We start from the raw sequence: 17,501 nt of genomic DNA on the forward strand, positions 1-17,501 counted from the left end.
CGGGTCTGGCGGCGTTTACTGGAAAACTCACTGTCGGCAAAAGTCAGTTGCTGGCTCATCCGGTTACTCATTCTGGGTTCAGGTTACAACACGATGATCTCACATCTCGGACTTATTCGCACCTTCCCTAACCATCGCTTTCGGACCTTATCTGGCTTTTGCTGGAATAGCGCTCTATACCTGCCAGCTATTTGTGAATACCTATTAAATAACCGGGTCAAGTTTTTTTATCAATATTTTCGACGAGGAAAGAGAAGGACGACCTTTTATCCTCAGTGTATCGTAAAAGGCATAAGCTACACGGATTTTTAGCTTGTATCTTTTAATGGAGGAATACAACGCGTCTTTAAGGTTTGGATAACGGCTGTCTGCGTATTTAAAAACGCACTATGTGAATATCATTCCATGTTCTAAAGGAAGACATGGATCAATTTCGTTTACGAATAAATTTATCAGGAAAGAAAAATGAAATTTATTAAGCCTAAATATCTGGCGCTCTTTATTGCAGCGGCAACCGGTTCTGCATTCGCTGCTGCGCCAGGTGCACCGACCATCGGCTCCGGCAATGACAAATTTGCGCTGGTCGAGGTGGATCAGGCCGCGCAGGATTACAACAGCCTCGTCAAGGTACATAACGACGGCGTGGATGTGAAAGTCGAGTGGAACGTGTGGAGCGGCGACGCGCCAACGTCTGCAAAAGTGCTGCTGGATGGTAAAACCGTGTGGACCGGCGCAGCTGGTGCAAGCGGCTCAGCCACCTTTAAAGTGAAAAAGGGCGGACGTTATCAGGAGCAGGTGGAAGTCTGTAATGCCAGCGGCTGCACCAAAAGCGCCAGCAAGCTGATCATCGTGGCGGACACCGACGGCAGCCATCTGCTGCCGCTGAACGCGCCGCTGCAGGAGAACAACAAAACGTTCGCCAAACATACTGATAAAGTGGTTGCGGCGTATTTCCCTGAATGGGGCGTTTACGATCGTAACTTCCCGGTTGATAAAATCCCGGCAGCGAACCTTAACCACATCCTCTATGGCTTCATTCCAATCTGTGGCGGCGACGGCATCAACGATGGCCTGAAAACCGTTGAAGGCGGTAACAGCTTCTCCGTACTGCAGCGCGACTGCGCGGGCCGTCCGGACTATACCGTCGCCATTCACGATCCGTGGGCTGCGCTGCAAAAACCGCAGTCTGGCGTCTCCAACTGGGACGACCCGTACAAAGGTAACTTTGGCCAGCTGATGGCGCTGAAAAAAGCGCATCCGGACCTGAAAGTGCTGCCATCCATCGGTGGCTGGACGCTGTCCGATCCGTTCTTCCACATGGGCGACCCGGCAATCCGTGCCCGCTTCGTCTCCTCTGTGAAAGATTTCCTGCAGACCTGGAAGTTCTTTGACGGTGTGGATATCGACTGGGAATTCCCTGGCGGCGGCGGCGTGAGCGAACACCTGGGTAACCCGCAGCAGGATAAAGCGACGTATACCGCCCTGATGCATGACCTGCGCACCATGCTGAACGAGCTGTCTGCACAGACTGGCCGTACCTATGAACTGACCAGCGCCATCGGTGCGGGCCGCGATAAGATCGAAGACGTGGATTACACCGCTGCTCAGCAGTACCTCGACCACATCTTCCTGATGAGCTACGACTTCTACGGCGGCTGGAGCAACACCGAGCTGGGCCACCAGGCCGCACTGCGCGCGCCGTCATGGCGTCCGGACACGAACTACACCACCGAGAACGGCGTGGACGCGCTGCTTGCTCAGGGCGTACAGCCAGGCAAGATCGTGGTGGGTGCGGGCATGTATGGCCGCGGCTGGACTGGCGTGCATGGCTACACCGGTGACAATCCATTCACGGGTACCGCAACCGGTATGGTGAAAGGTACCTGGGAACCTGGCGTGGTCGACTACCGTCAGATCGTTAACGAGTACAAAGGCAAGCCTGGCTGGGAATATGGTTACGACGCGAATGCTGAAGCGCCATATGTCTTCAATAAGTCTACCGGCGACCTGATCACCTATGAAGATGCACGCTCTACCGCCGCTAAAGGCAAGTATGTGCTGTCGAAAAACCTGGGCGGACTCTTTGCCTGGTCTATTGACTCTGATACCGGCGACATCCTGAACGCGATGAACGAAAGTCTGCTGGGCGGTTCTACCCCGGTCGATCCGGTGGTCACCAACCATGCGCCAATCGCGTCTTCTGCGGATCAGAACGTCTCTGGCCCGGCAACCGTCACGCTTGATGGTTCTGCTTCCAGCGATCCAGACGGCGATGCGATTACCTACAAATGGACCCAGGTTTCTGGCCCATCTGTAACTCTCTCCAACAGCACCAAAGCGAAAGCAACCTTCAACGTTGCGGCAGCGACCAGCGACCAGACCATGGTGTTCCGCCTGACGGTTACGGATGCTAAAGGCCTGAGCAACGCCATTGATGTGCAGGTTGTGAACAAAGCGCCAAAAGCTAACCAGGCGCCAGTCGTGAACGCAATGGAGGCAGTGACGCTGCAGGCAGGAGAAACCTATGCTCTGCACGCGCAGGCTGTGGATCCAGACGGTGATGCGATGACCTTCTCCTGGAGCGTGCCAGCGGATATGCATGCAACCGGTACCGATACCGCGAACGTGACGATCACTGCACCAGACGTTGCCACCACGTCTACCTATACGCTGAGCGTAGTTGTAGGCGACGGCAAAACCAGCGTGCAGTCTAACGTGCAGGTAACCGTGAATCCGAAACCGGCTGACGTTACACCACCGTCTGATGAGGTTACACCTCCGTCTGATGACGTAACGCCACCCTCTGATGAAGTTACGCCTCCGTCAGATGACGTGACCCCGCCATCTGACGAAGGGTCTGCAACCGGTAGCTGCGATGCGCCTGTCGATGCTAACGCCAGCAAATATGCCGCGTGGGATGCCAGCAAAATCTACAACAGTGGCGATACCGTGAGCTTCGACCATCTGGTGTGGAAAGCGAAGTACTGGACGCAAGGCAACCAGCCTGGCTTCGGTGTGGATGCCTGGGAGCTGGTCAGCAACGTGAAGATGAACTGGCGTTCTGACCTGGTTTATAACGGCGGCGAAACCACAACCTACCAGGGCAACGTTTACCGTGCCAAATGGTGGACCCGCGGTGACAACCCGGCTAACAGCGATGTATGGGTGAAAGAAGGTCCTTCAACAGACTGCAAATAACCTTCTGAACCGTGGATTGCGGGAATGATATCAACCCGCAATAGTTGGTCACACCCCACTTCGGGTGTGACCAACACTTCAGAATTATCGCTAATGATGAGCGGAAAGAGGTTCAGTATTTAAAAAGCAGGTGCTCATGAAACGCGTGATTATATTTTTACTGCTGTTTAGTCAAAGCGTATTCGCGAACTGTTGGGATAACGCTGGACATTATTATCATGTCGATCCGTGGTTATTGTATGCAATTGCCAAAGTCGAATCCGGAATGAATCCCCACGCGGTAGGCTGGAACCACGACGGCACGCGTGACGTCGGGTTGATGCAGATTAACAGTTCACACTTCAGTGAGTTAGAACGTCAGGGTATTGATGAGAGTCAGCTTATTAATGAGCCCTGTACCTCCATTATGGTCGGCGCCTCCATCCTGTCCGGGATGATAAACGTGTATGGCTATAACTGGGAAGCGGTGGGCGCGTATAACGCCGGATTGAAAAAAGAAAATTATCCGCAGCGCATGCGTTATGCCCATAAAGTGTGGGCGAAGTATCAGCAAATAAAATCGGGTAAATAACCGTAGCGTTATTTTTATTTTTTGAAGAATTCCTTTCGGTGTTCTTCAGAAAATGAAAAAGAACCACACTCTCTGGCTTATTTATTAAGGGAGTAATACATAAGCCGGGAATGTACTCACCCTAGTTGCTTAAATACAGGATTATTTGAAATGACGAAAAGGACATTACTGAGCGTTCTCGTGGCGGGGGCATGTATTGCACCCTTTATGGCCCAGGCTGCATCACTGCAGGCGGCCAGCAGTGAGCCGTACACCATGAAAGCCAGCGATCTGGCGAAAAAGGAAAAAGAGCTGACCAATTTCCCGCTGATGGTTTCGGTGAAGGATACCATTGCGACCCTGGACAATAGCCTCGTTGAGCAGATTGAGCCAGGTCGTGCCTCGAACCCTGACAACGTCAAGCGCGTTGAAGGGATCGTGAAGGCCAGCGACTGGGAATATCTCTTCCCGCTGCGCGCTCAGTCTTATACCTACAGTAACTTCCTGAAGGCTGTTGGTAAATTCCCGGCACTGTGTAAGACCTATAACGATGGTCGCGACAGCGACGCCATCTGCCGCAAAGAGCTGGCGACCATGTTCGCCCACTTTGCGCAGGAAACCGGCGGCCATGAGAGCTGGCGTCCGGAAGCCGAATGGCGTCAGGCCCTGGTTCACGTCCGTGAAATGGGGTGGACCGAAGGCCAGAAAGGCGGCTATAACGGCGAATGTAACCCTGACATCTGGCAGGGACAGACCTGGCCATGCGGTAAGGACAAAGACGGCGACTTCGTAAGCTACTTTGGCCGCGGCGCGAAGCAGCTGTCTTACAACTATAACTACGGTCCGTTCTCTGAAGCGATGTTTGGCACCGTCCGCACCCTGCTCGACAAGCCTGAGCTGGTGGCGGATACCTGGCTGAACCTGGCGAGTGCGATCTTCTTCTTCGCCTATCCGCAGCCGCCAAAACCAAGCATGCTGCAGGTTATCGACGGCACCTGGCAGCCAAACGATCACGATAAAGCCAACGGCCTGGTTCCGGGCTTCGGCGTGACCACCCAGATCATCAACGGTGGCGTAGAGTGCGGCGGCCCAACCGAGATTGCCCAGTCTGAAAACCGCATCAAGTACTACAAAGAGTTTGCGAACTACCTGAAAGTGCCTGTTCCGGCGAATGAAGTGCTGGGCTGCGCCAACATGAAGCAGTTCGATGAAGGCGGCGCCGGCGCGCTGAAGATCTACTGGGAGCAGGACTGGGGGTGGAGCCCGGATACGCCGGACGGTAAGACCTACTCCTGCCAGCTGGTGGGGTACCAGACGCCGTTCAGCGCGTTCAAAGAGGGTGACTACACCAACTGCGTTAAGAAGTTCTATAACGTGAACATCATTAACGACGACGGCTCAGCCGTGACCCCAGGAGAAGACAAAACCCCGGCAGACACCACGCCGCCAGCGGATACGACGCCAGCGGAAGATACCACCCCTGTTGAACCGGCTACCGTGAATCACGCCCCTGTGGCGCAGATTGCGGGCCCAATCGGGGCGGTTGAAGCGGGTGCGCAGGTTTCCCTGAGCGCGGAAGGCTCCACTGACGCCGACGGTAACAAGTTGACCTACACCTGGCGTTCCCAGGATGGCCAGACCGTGACCGGTCAGGACAAAGCGGTGGTGACCTTCAAGGCACCAGAGTCTGCAACGGCTCAGCAGTACGAAATCGGCCTTACCGTCAGCGATGGCGAACTGACCAGCACCACGTCCTACCTGCTGAATGTGAAAGCGAAAGCCGAGTCTAAGGACGAAGGCACTTCCGGCTCTTACGCCGCGTGGAGCGCGAACAGCAAGTACAACGCAGGTGATATCGTGAACAACCACGGTAAACTGTTCCAGTGCAAACCGTTCCCGTACAGCGGCTGGTGTAACAATGCCCCGGCATACTACGAACCCGGCGCTGGCCTGGCGTGGGCTGATGCCTGGACGGCTCTGTAAAAGCAAACGGCAACCTTCGGGTTGCCGTTTTCGTATTTGCACCCTCTGTCTTTTACCGGGTGGCGCTGCGCTTACCCGGCCTACATGAGGCTAAGGGGCGAGGGGTCAGTACGGAGCCGTTGTAGGCCCGGTAAGGCGAAGCCGCCACCGGGCAAAAAGGCTAGCGATGCAGCTTCCCGTGATCCCGCAGCCACGCCGCCGTGCGCATAATCCCTTCATCCAGCGTCACAACCGGTTTATACCCCAGCTCATTCTCCGCCCGCGAAATATCCAGCGTGAAGTCAAAGTTGAGTTTAGAGACGCCGTAATGCGTCAGCGCAGGCTCTTTGGCTGTTTTACTGCCAAAGCGCTCCATGCTGCGGGCAATCATATCCAGCATTGGGTAGGGCACGGAACGGATACGGCAGTTGATCTGCAGCTCGTCGATCAGCCGCTGCACAATGCTGCGCAGCGTGCAGGGTTCGCCGTTAGTGATGTTGTAGGCGCGACCGGAGATCAGCTTATCGCAGTCCGGCTGGCTGGCCAGCCACATGGCGTGAACGGCGTTTTCGTAGTAGGTCATATCCACAAGGGCATCGCCGCCGCGCGGCAGCAGCACGCTGCCGTAATGGTGCATCATCTGCGCCAGACGCGGAATAAAAACCTTATCGTGCGGCCCGAACAGGCTCTGCGGACGCAGGACCGTAAAGCGGGTGTGCGGGTTTGACTGCGCCAGCAGGTCGATGACCTCTTCGCTGGCCGCCTTGCTGCGGGCAAACTCACAGGCAAAGCGAGCAGGGCGGAAATCTTCCTGCACGTCACGATGGTGGTGATAGTCGAAATAGAGTGACGGGGAGGAGATATGAATAAAGTTACGCACGCCCCAGGCAACGGCCCATTCCCCCAGACGGCGGGTGGCCCGCACGTTGGCGAGATCGAAGGCTTCCTGGGTCCCCCACGGGGAGGTAAAACTGGAGCAGTGCCACAGCGTGTCGATACCGGCGAGCATCACCTTCGCCTGCGAGGAGACCAGCTCCGTCAGGTCGGCATGGACGAACTCTGCGCCCATTTTTTGCAGCAGTTTACCCATCGCTTCGTTGCGACCGGTAGCCCTGACGCTGATGCCCTTGTTGCGCAGAAATTCGACCGCATTTCGGCCTAAGCCGCTGGTCGCCCCGGTAACCAGTACCTTCATAGCTATCCACTGTGTTGAAAAGAATTTCGTGCGCATTCTTTCGTGAATTACGGCGCTATGCAATGGGAAAGGTGAAAGAAAGAGAGTTTTATTTAGATCTTTTCCGTCTTTTGTTCTGCCCGTTGCGCAATGCGTTTCGCCATTCCCCGGAAGATAAACAGGTGGGCAGGGATCATCAACAGCCAGTAGAACAGACCCGGCATTCCGTGCGGATGCCACCAGGCGCGCACGTCCAGTTCACGATGATCGCCTTTGTCTTTCAGGGTAAAGCTGAGTCGGCCCAGCCCCGGGGCTTTCATGCCGAACAACAGCGCCAGCTGTTTTTCCGGTTCGACGATGATCACCTTCCAGCTGTCGACCGCGTCGCCCACCTCAAGATACGGGCGTGCCGGGCGGCCTTTCGCCAGCCGGTGGCCCACCAGCAGGTCCATCGCCCCGCGCGTTTGCCAGAGGAGATTACCGAAGAAATACCGTTCTTTGCCGCCAATCTGGTTCACCACCTCCCAGAGCGCGGCCAGGCTCGCGGAGGTTTTCACCGTGCAGCCCGCCTGTTTCGGGTAATAACCATACTCAGGCCGCCAGCGGGCAAAGGCCTGGGCGTCGTAGCCCCAGTCGCTGGAGTTCACCAGCTGTTCTTCTTCCTTGAGCGTATTGCGCACGGCGTCGTCAAAGCGGATCAGATCCTGAGGAATTAAGGCGCGCAGCGCGCGATCGTCGGCCAGCAGATCGTGCTTCAGCCCCTGGATCAGCGCTTTGGCGGTCGTCGGCGGCACCGAGGTGATGACATTCAAAAACCACACCGAAATCCAGCGCGTCGGGAAGGGAATGGGGATCAGCCAGCGGCGGCGGCCGCTGACGCGCATGAAATGTTCGAACTGCGCCTGATAGCTCAACACTTCAGGACCAGCGGCTTCCAGCACGCGGTGTTGCTCCGCCGGGTGATCCAGCAGGGCCACCAGATAATGCAGGAGGTTCTCCAGCGCAATCGGCGTGGTGCGCGAACGGACCCAGCGCGGCGGCGTGAGCACCGGCAGGTTGTAGACCATATCGCGCATCACTTCGAAGGCGGCAGACCCCGCGCCGACGATGATCCCGGCGCGCAGTTCGGTGACGGGGATATTGGCCCCCCGCAGGATGTCCGCCGTCAGCTGGCGGGCGCGCAGGTGATCGGACTGCTCGCGTTCAGGTGCCTGAAGTGAACTGAGAAAAATCACCTGCTTCACCGGGGTTTGCAGCAGGGCATCGCGGACGTTCATCGCTACCTGGCGCTCGTGGGCGATAAAATCTCCGCCTTCACCCATGCTGTGCACCAGGTAGTAAAGCGTGTCGACCCCTTCCAGCAGCGCGGGAAGCGCCTTTGGCCAGTTGAGGTCAACGTTGTGACAGGTAACGCCCGGCAAACCGAGTTTTTGCAGGCGTTCGGTATTGCGTGCCGCAGCCAGCACCTGGTGCCCCTGCTGGCTTAACGCCGCGGTGAGATGCTGACCGATATACCCGCTGGCGCCGAGCACCAGAATGCGTTGCGGCACGTGATGCTCCTTATCGCTGTAAAAACGCCTGCCAGTGTTTTACCACGTCGGCCAGCTGCTCGCGGTTGACGTCGAGATGCATGACCAGACGCACCACAGGTGAGGCGTTGATCAGCACGCCACGTGCTTTCATGAACTCGCCAAGCGCAGCGGCGTGGTCATCGCCCACGCGGACGAACAGCATGTTGGTGTCGTGGCGCATCACGTCGGCGCCAATTTCACGCAGCTGCGCCGCCATCCACGCGGCGTTGTCGTGATCGTCCTTCAGGCGTGCCACGTTGTTTTTCAGGGCATACAGCCCGGCTGCCGCCAGAATACCCGCCTGACGCATGCCGCCGCCGGTCATTTTGCGCCAGCGGTTGGCGCGCTTGATGTAGTCCGCGTTGCCGACAAGCAGGGAACCCACTGGGGTGCCCAGCCCTTTTGAGAGGCAGATGGTGAACGAGTCGCAATATTGCGTAATTTCTTTCAGCGCGCAGCCGTACGCCACCACGGCGTTGAAGATGCGTGCGCCGTCCACGTGCAGGCCGAGCCCGCGCTCGCGGGTAAACTCCCACGCCGCCTTCAGGTATTCGCGCGGCAGGACCTTGCCGTTGTGGGTGTTTTCAAGGCTGAGCAGCCGGGTGCGGGCAAAATGAATATCATCGGCTTTGATTTTCGCTGCGACTTTATCAAGGGGCAGGGTGCCGTCCGGCGCAGCGTCGATCGGCTGCGGCTGAATGCTGCCGAGCACCGCGGCACCGCCCGCTTCGTAGAGATAGTTATGCGCGCCCTGGCCGACGATATACTCTTCACCGCGCTCGCAGTGGCTGAGCAGCGCCACCAGGTTGGCCTGCGTGCCGGTGGGCAGGAACAGGGCGGCCTCTTTTCCGCTCAGCTCTGCGGCATAGCGCTGCAGCTCGTTGACCGTCGGGTCATCGCCGTAGACGTCGTCCCCGACCGGGGCGGCCATCATCTCTTCGAGCATGGCGCGACTCGGGCGGGTAACGGTATCACTGCGTAAATCAATCATGGCATGTCCTTATATTTAAAAAGGCGATGCCAGATGTTTTACCTGAGCCAGTTGGTTTTTGCCAGTTCGATCACCTCGTCACCGCGCCCGCTGATGATGGCGCGCAGCATGTACAGGCTAAAGCCTTTGGCCTGCTCCAGCTTGATCTGTGGCGGGATGGCCAGCTCCTCTTTGGCGACCACCACATCCACCAGTACCGGGCCGTCGATGGAGAAGGCGCGCTGCAGGGCTTCATCCACCTCAGAGGCTTTCTCCACGCGAATACCGGTAATGCCGCAGGCCTCGGCGATGCGGGCAAAGTTGGTGTCGTGCAGCTCGGTGCCGTCCGTCAGGTAACCGCCTGCCTTCATCTCCATCGCCACGAAGCCCAGCACGCTGTTGTTAAAGACCACGATTTTCAGCGGAAGCTTCATCTGCACCACCGACAGGAAATCACCCATCAGCATGCTGAACCCGCCGTCGCCGCACATCGCCACCACCTGACGCTCCGGTGCCGTTGCTTTTGCGCCCAGCGCCTGCGGCATGGCGTTAGCCATCGAGCCGTGGTTGAACGAGCCGAGCAGACGGCGCTTGCCGTTCATTTTCAGGTAGCGTGCCGCCCAGACGGTTGGCGTGCCGACGTCGCAGGTAAAAATGGCGTCGTCGTCCGCGAAATGGCTGATCTGCTGCGCCAGATACTGCGGGTGAATGGCTTTGTCGCTCGGTTTGGCGAGGTCGTCCAGCCCCTTACGGGCATCGCGATAGTCGCTTAGCGCTTTATCGAGGAACTTGCGATCGGTTTTCTCTTCCAGCAGCGGCAGCAGGGCGGCAAGGGTGGATTTGATGTCGCCCACCAGCGCCATATCGACCTTGCTGTGCGCGCCGATGCTGGCCGGGTTGATATCAATCTGAATGATTTTGGCATCCGTCGGGTAAAACGCGCGGTACGGGAACTGGGTGCCGAGCAGGATCAGCGTGTCGGCGTTCATCATGGTGTGGAAGCCGGAAGAAAAACCGATCAGCCCGGTCATGCCTACATCGTAGGGGTTATCGTATTCGACGTGCTCTTTGCCGCGCAGGGCGTGGACAATCGGGGCTTTCAGCTTTCCGGCAAATTCCAGCAGCTCTTTATGCGCGCCCGCACAGCCGCTGCCGCACATCAGGGCGATATTGCTGGCGTAACGCAGCAGCTGCGCCAGCTTTTTCAGCTCCTCCTCGGCTGGCGTCACCACCGGCTGCGGCGCGTGATACCAGTGGGTGCTGGCTCCTTCCGGCGCGGCCTTGAGCGCCACGTCGCCCGGGATAACGACCACGGACACGCCGCGATTCAGCACGGCCTTGCGCATGGCGATCGCCAGAACCTGCGGGATCTGCTCCGGGGATGAAACCAGTTCGCAATAGTGGCTGCATTCACGGAACAGCTCCTGCGGATGCGTCTCCTGAAAATAGCCGCTGCCGATTTCGGACGAGGGGATATGGGCGGCAATCGCCAGCACCGGCACGTGATTGCGGTGGCAGTCGAAAAGGCCGTTGATCAGGTGCAGGTTACCCGGCCCGCAGGATCCGGCGCAGACGGCCAGCTCACCCGTAAGCTGTGCTTCAGCGCCTGCGGCAAACGCGGCAACCTCTTCATGGCGGGTCGGCATCCATTCAATGGTCTTCATCTTGTTGAGGCTGTCGCTGAGTCCGTTGAGGGAATCGCCGGTGACGCCCCAGATACGTTTTACGCCAGCCTGTTCGAGCGTTTTCGCTATATATGCAGCCACGGTTTGTTTCATGGTTGTCCGTCTCCTTTTTGTGATAACGCTTACAAGCTTAGAAGAAAGTCTCCGTATTGCCCGTCACATCCCCCCAATTAAAAGGTGCTTTTCACGCGCAACGCTTCGGCATAATCTGATGATACCTCAGTGAAAACAGGAATCATTTCAAATGGTTAAATCATTGTTAATTGCTGTTAATGAAAAGCTATCGTGCGACGATCTCGGCAAACTCTTGTTACGACTTGCCGTCGGCGGGCTGATGCTCTTTCACGGTTTGCATAAGCTGTTTGGCGGGGTGGGCTTTATCAGCGGCATGCTGGTGGAGAAAGGGCTGCCGGGGTTTATTGCCTACGGCGTGTTGATTGGCGAAGTGGTGGCGCCGCTCCTGATTATTGTCGGGCTCTTTACGCGCCCGGCCGCGCTGGTGCTGGCGTTTACGATGATCGTGGCGTGGCTGATGGTGGGATTGGATGAGACATTCGCGCTCGACAAGGTCGGGGCATGGGCGATTGAAAGCCTGGTGTACTTCTTCATCGGCTCGCTGGCAGTGGCGTTTTTAGGGGCAGGGCGGTTTGCGCTGGGGAAAACACCTGCGTGGCGGTAGGGGGTGGAATCTGTTCCGAGGGAAGGGGTCTACGGACCCTTTTTTATTGGTGAGTTTTAAGTTGTTGATTTCACAACGGTGAATTGTTGGTGGGGAAAAAAGGGTTTACGGAGAATTTTAGAGGGATTTCTTTATATCACAAGAAGATAGGTGTAGATTGTTCCAGTTCACTGCCGTACAGGCAGCTTAGAAAAACTGCAACACAACATCCCATTCGCCGTCTCTGTTCACTGCCGTACAGGCAGCTTAGAAAATTTGAGCATAGAGCCATGACAGCGCACTTTTGTTCACTGCCGTACAGGCAGCTTAGAAACCGCTGTTGGGGCCTGGCTGGTGTAAGACGAATGTTCACTGCCGTACAGGCAGCTTAGAAACGGCCTCGACAGCGCATACACGGGCACCCGGCGTTCACTGCCGTACAGGCAGCTTAGAAAGAATTGTTTCTGCAGCTCTTCGGTCATGTACTGTTCACTGCCGTACAGGCAGCTTAGAAAAACTGCAAAACAACGACGTGCCACGCGCCATGGTTCACTGCCGTACAGGCAGCTTAGAAACAACTGATGCCGCCAAAATTAAATCTGGTGAGTGTTCACTGCCGTACAGGCAGCTTAGAAATTCGTAACCGCGAACAGCAACGAGCTCGCTGCGTTCACTGCCGTACAGGCAGCTTAGAAATGTGCAATCCTTTCAGGATTTCGATCACTTCAGTTCACTGCCGTACAGGCAGCTTAGAAAGCACTTCAGCCGGGTAAGCGTCGGTGGTTAGGGTCGAATGCCGAACAGGCAGTAGGCACAACGTAGGCCGGGTAAACGCAGTGCCACCCGGCAAAAAAGCCCGGTGGCGCTGACGCTTACCGGGCCTACGAACGAACGTTTATTGTTTATGCGAGGACCAGATCGCCCTGCGGATGGCACGAGCACGCCAGCACGTAACCCTCGGCAATTTCCGCGTCGGACAGCGTCATGGTGCTGGTGACGGCGTACTCCCCGGAAACCACCTTTGTTTTACAGCAGCCGCACACCCCGGCACGGCAGGCCGCCGCCACCGGTACGTTGTTGCTTTCCAGCGCCTCCAGCAGCGTCGTGCCCACGCGGCCAAAGAAGGTCTGCGCAGGCTGCAGTTTGGTGAACTGAATCCCGCTGGTTGCCGCTTCCGCCACCGGCGTGAAGAACTGCTCTTTGAAGAAGCGGGTCACGCCGAGCGCTTTCACCTCTTTCTCGACGATATCCATGTACGGCGCCGGGCCGCAGGTCATCACGGTGCGGTTCGCGATATCCGGCACGCTTTGCAGCAGCTCGCGGCTCAGGCGACCGGGCACAAAACCGTGCGTCGCGTTGTGCTCAGCCACCAGCGTCACCGGATAATCACGCCACTCCTCGGCAAAAATGACATCGTCCGGAGAGCGCACGCTGAAGATCGCCTGCACGTCGGCCTGCGGGCGGTTTTTTGCCAGCCAGCGGCGCATCGACATAATCGGCGTTACGCCACAGCCCGCCGCCAGCAGCAGGAATTTATCGTCCGCTTTGTCGTCACAGGTGAATTCACCCTGCGCGTCGGAGAGCCAGATATAATCCCCGCGCTTCACGTCACGGGTCAGCCACTGCGAGCCCGCGCCGTCATCAATGCGGCGGACGGTGAGCGTGATGTATTCGCTGACGCCCGGCGTGGAGGAGAGGGTGTAGGCGCGCAGGGTGTCCGCCGAATGGCGAACGCTGACCAGCGCATACTGACCGGCTCGGTACGGATAGTAGTCGTGGCACAGCAGCGACAGCGTCCACACATCCGGCGTCTCCTGATGGATGTGATGCACCTGCATCCGCCACGGGCAGTGTGAGGTTGGCATGGTCATAAATTACTCCTTACGCGCTCAACAGCTGCTTCATATCGTCTTCAACGTTGGTCACGGAACGCAGGCCGAATTTCTCGTTCAGCACCGCCAGCAGGTCCGGCGTCAGGAAGCCTGGCGCGGTCGGGCCGGTCACGATGTTGGTCACGCCCAGAGAGAGCAGGGTCAGCAGGATGACAATCGCTTTCTGCTCAAACCAGGAGAGAACCAGGGAGAGCGGCAGATCGTTGACGCCGCAGCCCAGTTTTTCCGCCAGCGTGACCGCCAGAATAATGGCCGAGTAAGCATCGTTACACTGGCCCGCATCGATCAGGCGCGGCAGGCCTTCGATGTTGCCGAAGTCCAGCTTGTTGAAACGGTATTTACCGCACGCCAGGGTCAGGATCAGGCAGTCTTCCGGCACGCGGGTGGCGAAATCGGTAAAGTAGTTACGCTCGCCGCGCGCGCCGTCGCAGCCGCCGACGAGGAAGATGTGGCGCAGCTTTTCGCGGCTGACGAGGTCAATCAGCGAATCGGCGGCGCCGAGCAGGGTTTCGCGACCGAAGCCGACGGTGATCAGATGCGGGATCTCGCTGTACGGGAAGCCTGCCATCTGCTGCGCTTGCGCTATCACCGGTCCGAAATCGTCACCTTCAAGATGGCTCACGCCCGGCCAACCGACGATGCTGCGGGTCCAGATGCGGTCGTCATACGCGCCCACGGTCGGGTCGATGATGCAGTTAGAGGTCATCACGATAGGACCAGGGAAGCGGGCAAATTCCACCTGCTGGTTCTGCCAGCCGCTGCCGTAGTTACCGATCAGGTGCTTGAATTTACGCAGCTCCGGATAGCCGTGCGCTGGCAGCATTTCACCGTGGGTATAGACGTTAACGCCGGTGCCTTCGGTTTGCTTCAGCAGGTTGTAGAGATCTTTCAGGTCATGACCGGAGATCAGGATGCATTTGCCCTCGGTCGCTTTGACGTTGACCTGCGTCGGCGTAGGGTGGCCGTAGGTGCCGGTTTCACCCGCATCCAGAATGCTCATCACGCGGAAGTTCATCTGGCCGATTTCCATTGAGCATTCCAGCAGCGCGTTCATATCGGCAGGCCAGGTGCCCAGCCACGCCATGATTTTATGGTACTGGGCGTAGATGTCGTTATCGTACTGACCGAGCACGTGCGCGTGTTCCATATAGGCCGCAGCGCCTTTCAGGCCGTACAGGCACAGCAGGCGCAGGCCGAGAATGTTGTCGCCAATCGCTGCTTTGTCTTTATTTGGGGTGAATTCGGCCGCCTGACGCTGCAGATCGCCGAGATCGTCGCTCACCAGCTGAAGGTCAGACATCGGGTTTTCCACGCGGGCGCTGGCATCCGCCTTCAGGCACTGCGCCTTCAGCGCTTCACGCAGGGCAATGGCTTCGCGGGCATAGCCAACAATGCGCGGAGAGTCGAAGTTAACGTTGGTCAGCGTGGAGAAGAAGGCGCGCGGGGCGAAGCTGTCGACGTAATGGTCGACAATGCCGTATTCGCGGGCTTTGCACGCCCATGCGGAAAGGCCTTGCAGGGCGGCAATCAGCAGGTCCTGCAGGTCAGATGTTTCTGCGGTTTTGCCGCACATACCCTGTGCGTAAGAGCAGCCATTGCCTGCCGGGGTACGGATGGTTTGTTCACATTGCACACAAAACATAATCACACCTGTTAAAGTTATATTTGATATACATGTTTAAGGTTATGCCTGTGCCAGAACGGAGAAAAGGGCTTTCTGCTACAAAATAGAGGGAGATTGATTTAGCGCAATTTTGGCGGCAGGCACCCTACCGCCAAAGAGGTATCAGGCCGAGAAGACGGCCATCAGAACCGGAACCAGCAGGCTTAAAATAAAGCCGTGAACGATGGCGGCGGGCACCATCTCCAGTCCACCAGAGCGTTGCAATACTGGCAGGGTAAAGTCCATCGACGTCGCGCCGCACAGGCCCAGCGCGGTAGAGCGGCTGCGGCGAACCAGCCCCGGGATCAGCATAATGGCGAGCAGCTCGCGCGCCAGATCGTTAAAGAAGGCAGCACTGCCGATGACCGGGCCAAAGGATTCGGTCAGCAGGATACCGGAGAGGGAATACCAGCCAAAGCCTGACGCCATCGCCAGACCGGTTTTCAGCGGCAGGTCGAGAATAAAGGCGTTAATGACGCCCGCTACCATGGAACTGGCGACCACAATGACCGCAACCATCATTCCCCGACGGTTTAAAACAATTTGCTTCAGCGTCATGCCATTATTTCGCAGCTGGATACCGATCAGGAACAGCAGGAAAATTAGCGTATATTCACTGGCCTCTGTCGCGTGCTGTAAAAATGCCCAGCCGGTCAGCCCAAGAAGAAAACCGAGCACCACGACGCCGCACAGTTTTAATGATTCCAGCGCCATCGCAATTCGGGAAGGCAGTTTTTCCTGATGATGATGGTTTTTCCACGGAACGGTGCGCTCAAGCCAGAATAATGCGGCGATATTACACAGCAAAATAACCACCACGGTGACCACAGAATAATGCAGGATGGAAAGCAGATTCGTCGCCAGATTATCCAGGAAGGCCAGGCTGATCCCCATAAAGAAAAGAATGACGTAAACAATCCAGCTGAGAAAACGGTTGATAAGCCGTAATGCGGATTCTCTGTGCAGCGGGATGAGATAGCCCACAATCAGGGGCAGCAGAATAATGAGGAGTCCTGAAAACATGAACAGCCGGTCCTTTTGAGTATCTGTTGAGCGCCAGAGACACTACCCAATAAAGACTGTTCAGTAAAGCGGCAATAAAAAAGCCGGGTGGCGGCTGCGCCTTACCCGGCCTACAAGTGCACACTCACGTGGGTCGGGTAAGCGTTAGCGCCACCCGACACCGCGCGCAATTAATCGCGTTTTTCCAGCAGGGTGCGGTACAGCACGCCACCCAGGATACCGCCGATAATCGGCATCACCCAGAACAGCCAGAGCTGCTCAAGCGCCCAGCCGCCCTGGAAGATGGCGACGGCGGTGCTGCGTGCCGGGTTAACGGAGGTGTTGGTAACCGGAATGGAGATCAGGTGGATAAGCGTCAGTGCCAGACCAATGGCAATCGGCGCGAAACCGGCTGGCGCGTGTTTATCGGTTGCGCCGTGGATCACCAGCAGGAAACCTGCGGTCAGCACAATTTCAATCACGATGGCAGACAGCATGGAATAACCGCCCGGAGAATGCTCGCCGAAGCCGTTAGAGGCGAAGCCGCTGGCCGCCGCGTCGAAGCCAGCTTTACCGCTGGCAATGACGTACAGAACGCCCGCTGCGATAATACCGCCCACCACCTGAGCGACAATATAACCAATTACCTCTTTCGCCGGAAAACGACCGCCGGCCCATAAACCTAATGTCACTGCCGGGTTAAAATGACCGCCGGAAATATGCCCCACGGCAAAGGCCATGGTTAATACGGTTAAACCAAATGCCAGCGCGACGCCGACAAAACCGATACCTAATTCCGGGAATGCTGCTGCCAGAACGGCGCTACCGCAGCCACCAAATACCAGCCAGAATGTACCAAAGCATTCTGCTGCCAATTTTCTAAACATAACCACCTCAAATAATTTTCCGCACGCTTTCCCGCGCGCGGGATATATCGCCATAAAGGGATGACGACTCAAAGAGTCCGTATTTTAGAAACCAATAACACCCCTTCGCCACTTAAATAAATTCGATTAATTTGATTTAAGGCAATGTGATGTCAATCCTTGGGAAGGTGCGAATAAGTCCGAGATGTGAGATCATCGTGTTGTAACCTGAACCCAGAATGAGTAACCGGATGAGCCAGCAACTGACTTTTGCCGACAGTGAGTTTTCCAGTAAACGCCGCCAGACCCG

Annotated in this window: 12 protein-coding genes and 1 CRISPR repeat array; of the genes, 4 read left to right on the forward strand and 8 right to left on the reverse strand. The window is 57.0% G+C overall.

The window, feature by feature from the left end:
- The first annotated feature begins 465 nt into the window (after window positions 1-465).
- The 3 genes from ACOTXT_RS20820 to ACOTXT_RS20830 all read left to right on the forward strand — a co-directional run bounded on the left by ACOTXT_RS20820 (window position 466) and on the right by ACOTXT_RS20830 (window position 5,731).
- Window positions 466-3,198 (forward strand): glycosyl hydrolase family 18 protein, encoded by a 2,733-nt coding sequence (locus tag ACOTXT_RS20820; protein ID WP_008500009.1) that lies wholly within the window; start codon window positions 466-468, stop codon window positions 3,196-3,198.
- A gap of 136 nt (window positions 3,199-3,334) precedes the next feature.
- The gene (gene iagB / locus ACOTXT_RS20825) at window positions 3,335-3,769 is read left to right on the forward strand and encodes a type III secretion system invasion protein IagB (RefSeq protein ID WP_021240903.1); all 435 of its coding nucleotides are present in this window, start codon (window positions 3,335-3,337) and stop codon (window positions 3,767-3,769) included.
- Window positions 3,770-3,919: 150 nt separating this feature from the next.
- Window positions 3,920-5,731: a chitinase gene (locus ACOTXT_RS20830; protein ID WP_008500007.1), complete on the forward strand. Its 1,812-nt coding sequence runs from the start codon at window positions 3,920-3,922 to the stop codon at window positions 5,729-5,731.
- A 160-nt stretch (window positions 5,732-5,891) separates the two neighbouring features.
- On the opposite strand, the gene ACOTXT_RS20835 is transcribed toward ACOTXT_RS20830, so the two are convergent.
- The 4 genes from ACOTXT_RS20835 to poxB all read right to left on the reverse strand — a co-directional run bounded on the left by ACOTXT_RS20835 (window position 5,892) and on the right by poxB (window position 11,203).
- A complete protein-coding gene (locus tag ACOTXT_RS20835; protein ID WP_008500006.1) occupies window positions 5,892-6,905 on the reverse strand; it encodes an NAD-dependent epimerase/dehydratase family protein in 1,014 nt (337 codons plus the stop codon).
- A gap of 92 nt (window positions 6,906-6,997) precedes the next feature.
- Window positions 6,998-8,434, reverse strand: coding sequence for an SDR family oxidoreductase (locus ACOTXT_RS20840; protein ID WP_055321757.1), 1,437 nt, complete (start codon window positions 8,432-8,434; stop codon window positions 6,998-7,000).
- A gap of 10 nt (window positions 8,435-8,444) precedes the next feature.
- On the reverse strand, window positions 8,445-9,446 hold the full coding sequence (gene ltaE / locus ACOTXT_RS20845) for a low-specificity L-threonine aldolase (protein WP_025912920.1): 1,002 nt from the start codon (window positions 9,444-9,446) through the stop codon (window positions 8,445-8,447).
- A gap of 38 nt (window positions 9,447-9,484) precedes the next feature.
- Complete coding sequence (gene poxB / locus ACOTXT_RS20850; RefSeq protein WP_023343670.1) at window positions 9,485-11,203, reverse strand: ubiquinone-dependent pyruvate dehydrogenase; 1,719 nt, start codon at window positions 11,201-11,203, stop codon at window positions 9,485-9,487.
- Between the two features lie 151 nt (window positions 11,204-11,354).
- Between poxB and ACOTXT_RS20855 the strand changes: the two genes are divergently transcribed.
- On the forward strand, window positions 11,355-11,789 hold the full coding sequence (locus tag ACOTXT_RS20855; RefSeq protein ID WP_023343671.1) for a DoxX family protein: 435 nt from the start codon (window positions 11,355-11,357) through the stop codon (window positions 11,787-11,789).
- A 165-nt stretch (window positions 11,790-11,954) separates the two neighbouring features.
- A CRISPR array of direct repeats spans window positions 11,955-12,524; the repeat unit is 28 nt; unit sequence GTTCACTGCCGTACAGGCAGCTTAGAAA.
- Window positions 12,525-12,670: 146 nt separating this feature from the next.
- Here the strand turns inward: ACOTXT_RS20855 and hcr are convergent.
- From hcr to aqpZ, 4 genes are all read right to left on the reverse strand, one after another.
- Complete coding sequence (hcr, locus tag ACOTXT_RS20860; protein ID WP_333166377.1) at window positions 12,671-13,639, reverse strand: NADH oxidoreductase; 969 nt, start codon at window positions 13,637-13,639, stop codon at window positions 12,671-12,673.
- A gap of 10 nt (window positions 13,640-13,649) precedes the next feature.
- Window positions 13,650-15,302, reverse strand: coding sequence for a hydroxylamine reductase (gene hcp, locus ACOTXT_RS20865; protein ID WP_063618848.1), 1,653 nt, complete (start codon window positions 15,300-15,302; stop codon window positions 13,650-13,652).
- A gap of 144 nt (window positions 15,303-15,446) precedes the next feature.
- Complete coding sequence (locus ACOTXT_RS20870; RefSeq protein WP_021240895.1) at window positions 15,447-16,346, reverse strand: lysine exporter LysO family protein; 900 nt, start codon at window positions 16,344-16,346, stop codon at window positions 15,447-15,449.
- A gap of 170 nt (window positions 16,347-16,516) precedes the next feature.
- The gene (gene aqpZ / locus ACOTXT_RS20875; protein ID WP_008499998.1) at window positions 16,517-17,212 is read right to left on the reverse strand and encodes an aquaporin Z; all 696 of its coding nucleotides are present in this window, start codon (window positions 17,210-17,212) and stop codon (window positions 16,517-16,519) included.
- Window positions 17,213-17,501 lie beyond the last annotated feature (289 nt).

This window comes from Enterobacter cloacae complex sp. IR5422, assembly GCF_049238165.1.
Taxonomy (GTDB): Bacteria; Pseudomonadota; Gammaproteobacteria; order Enterobacterales; family Enterobacteriaceae; genus Enterobacter; species Enterobacter roggenkampii.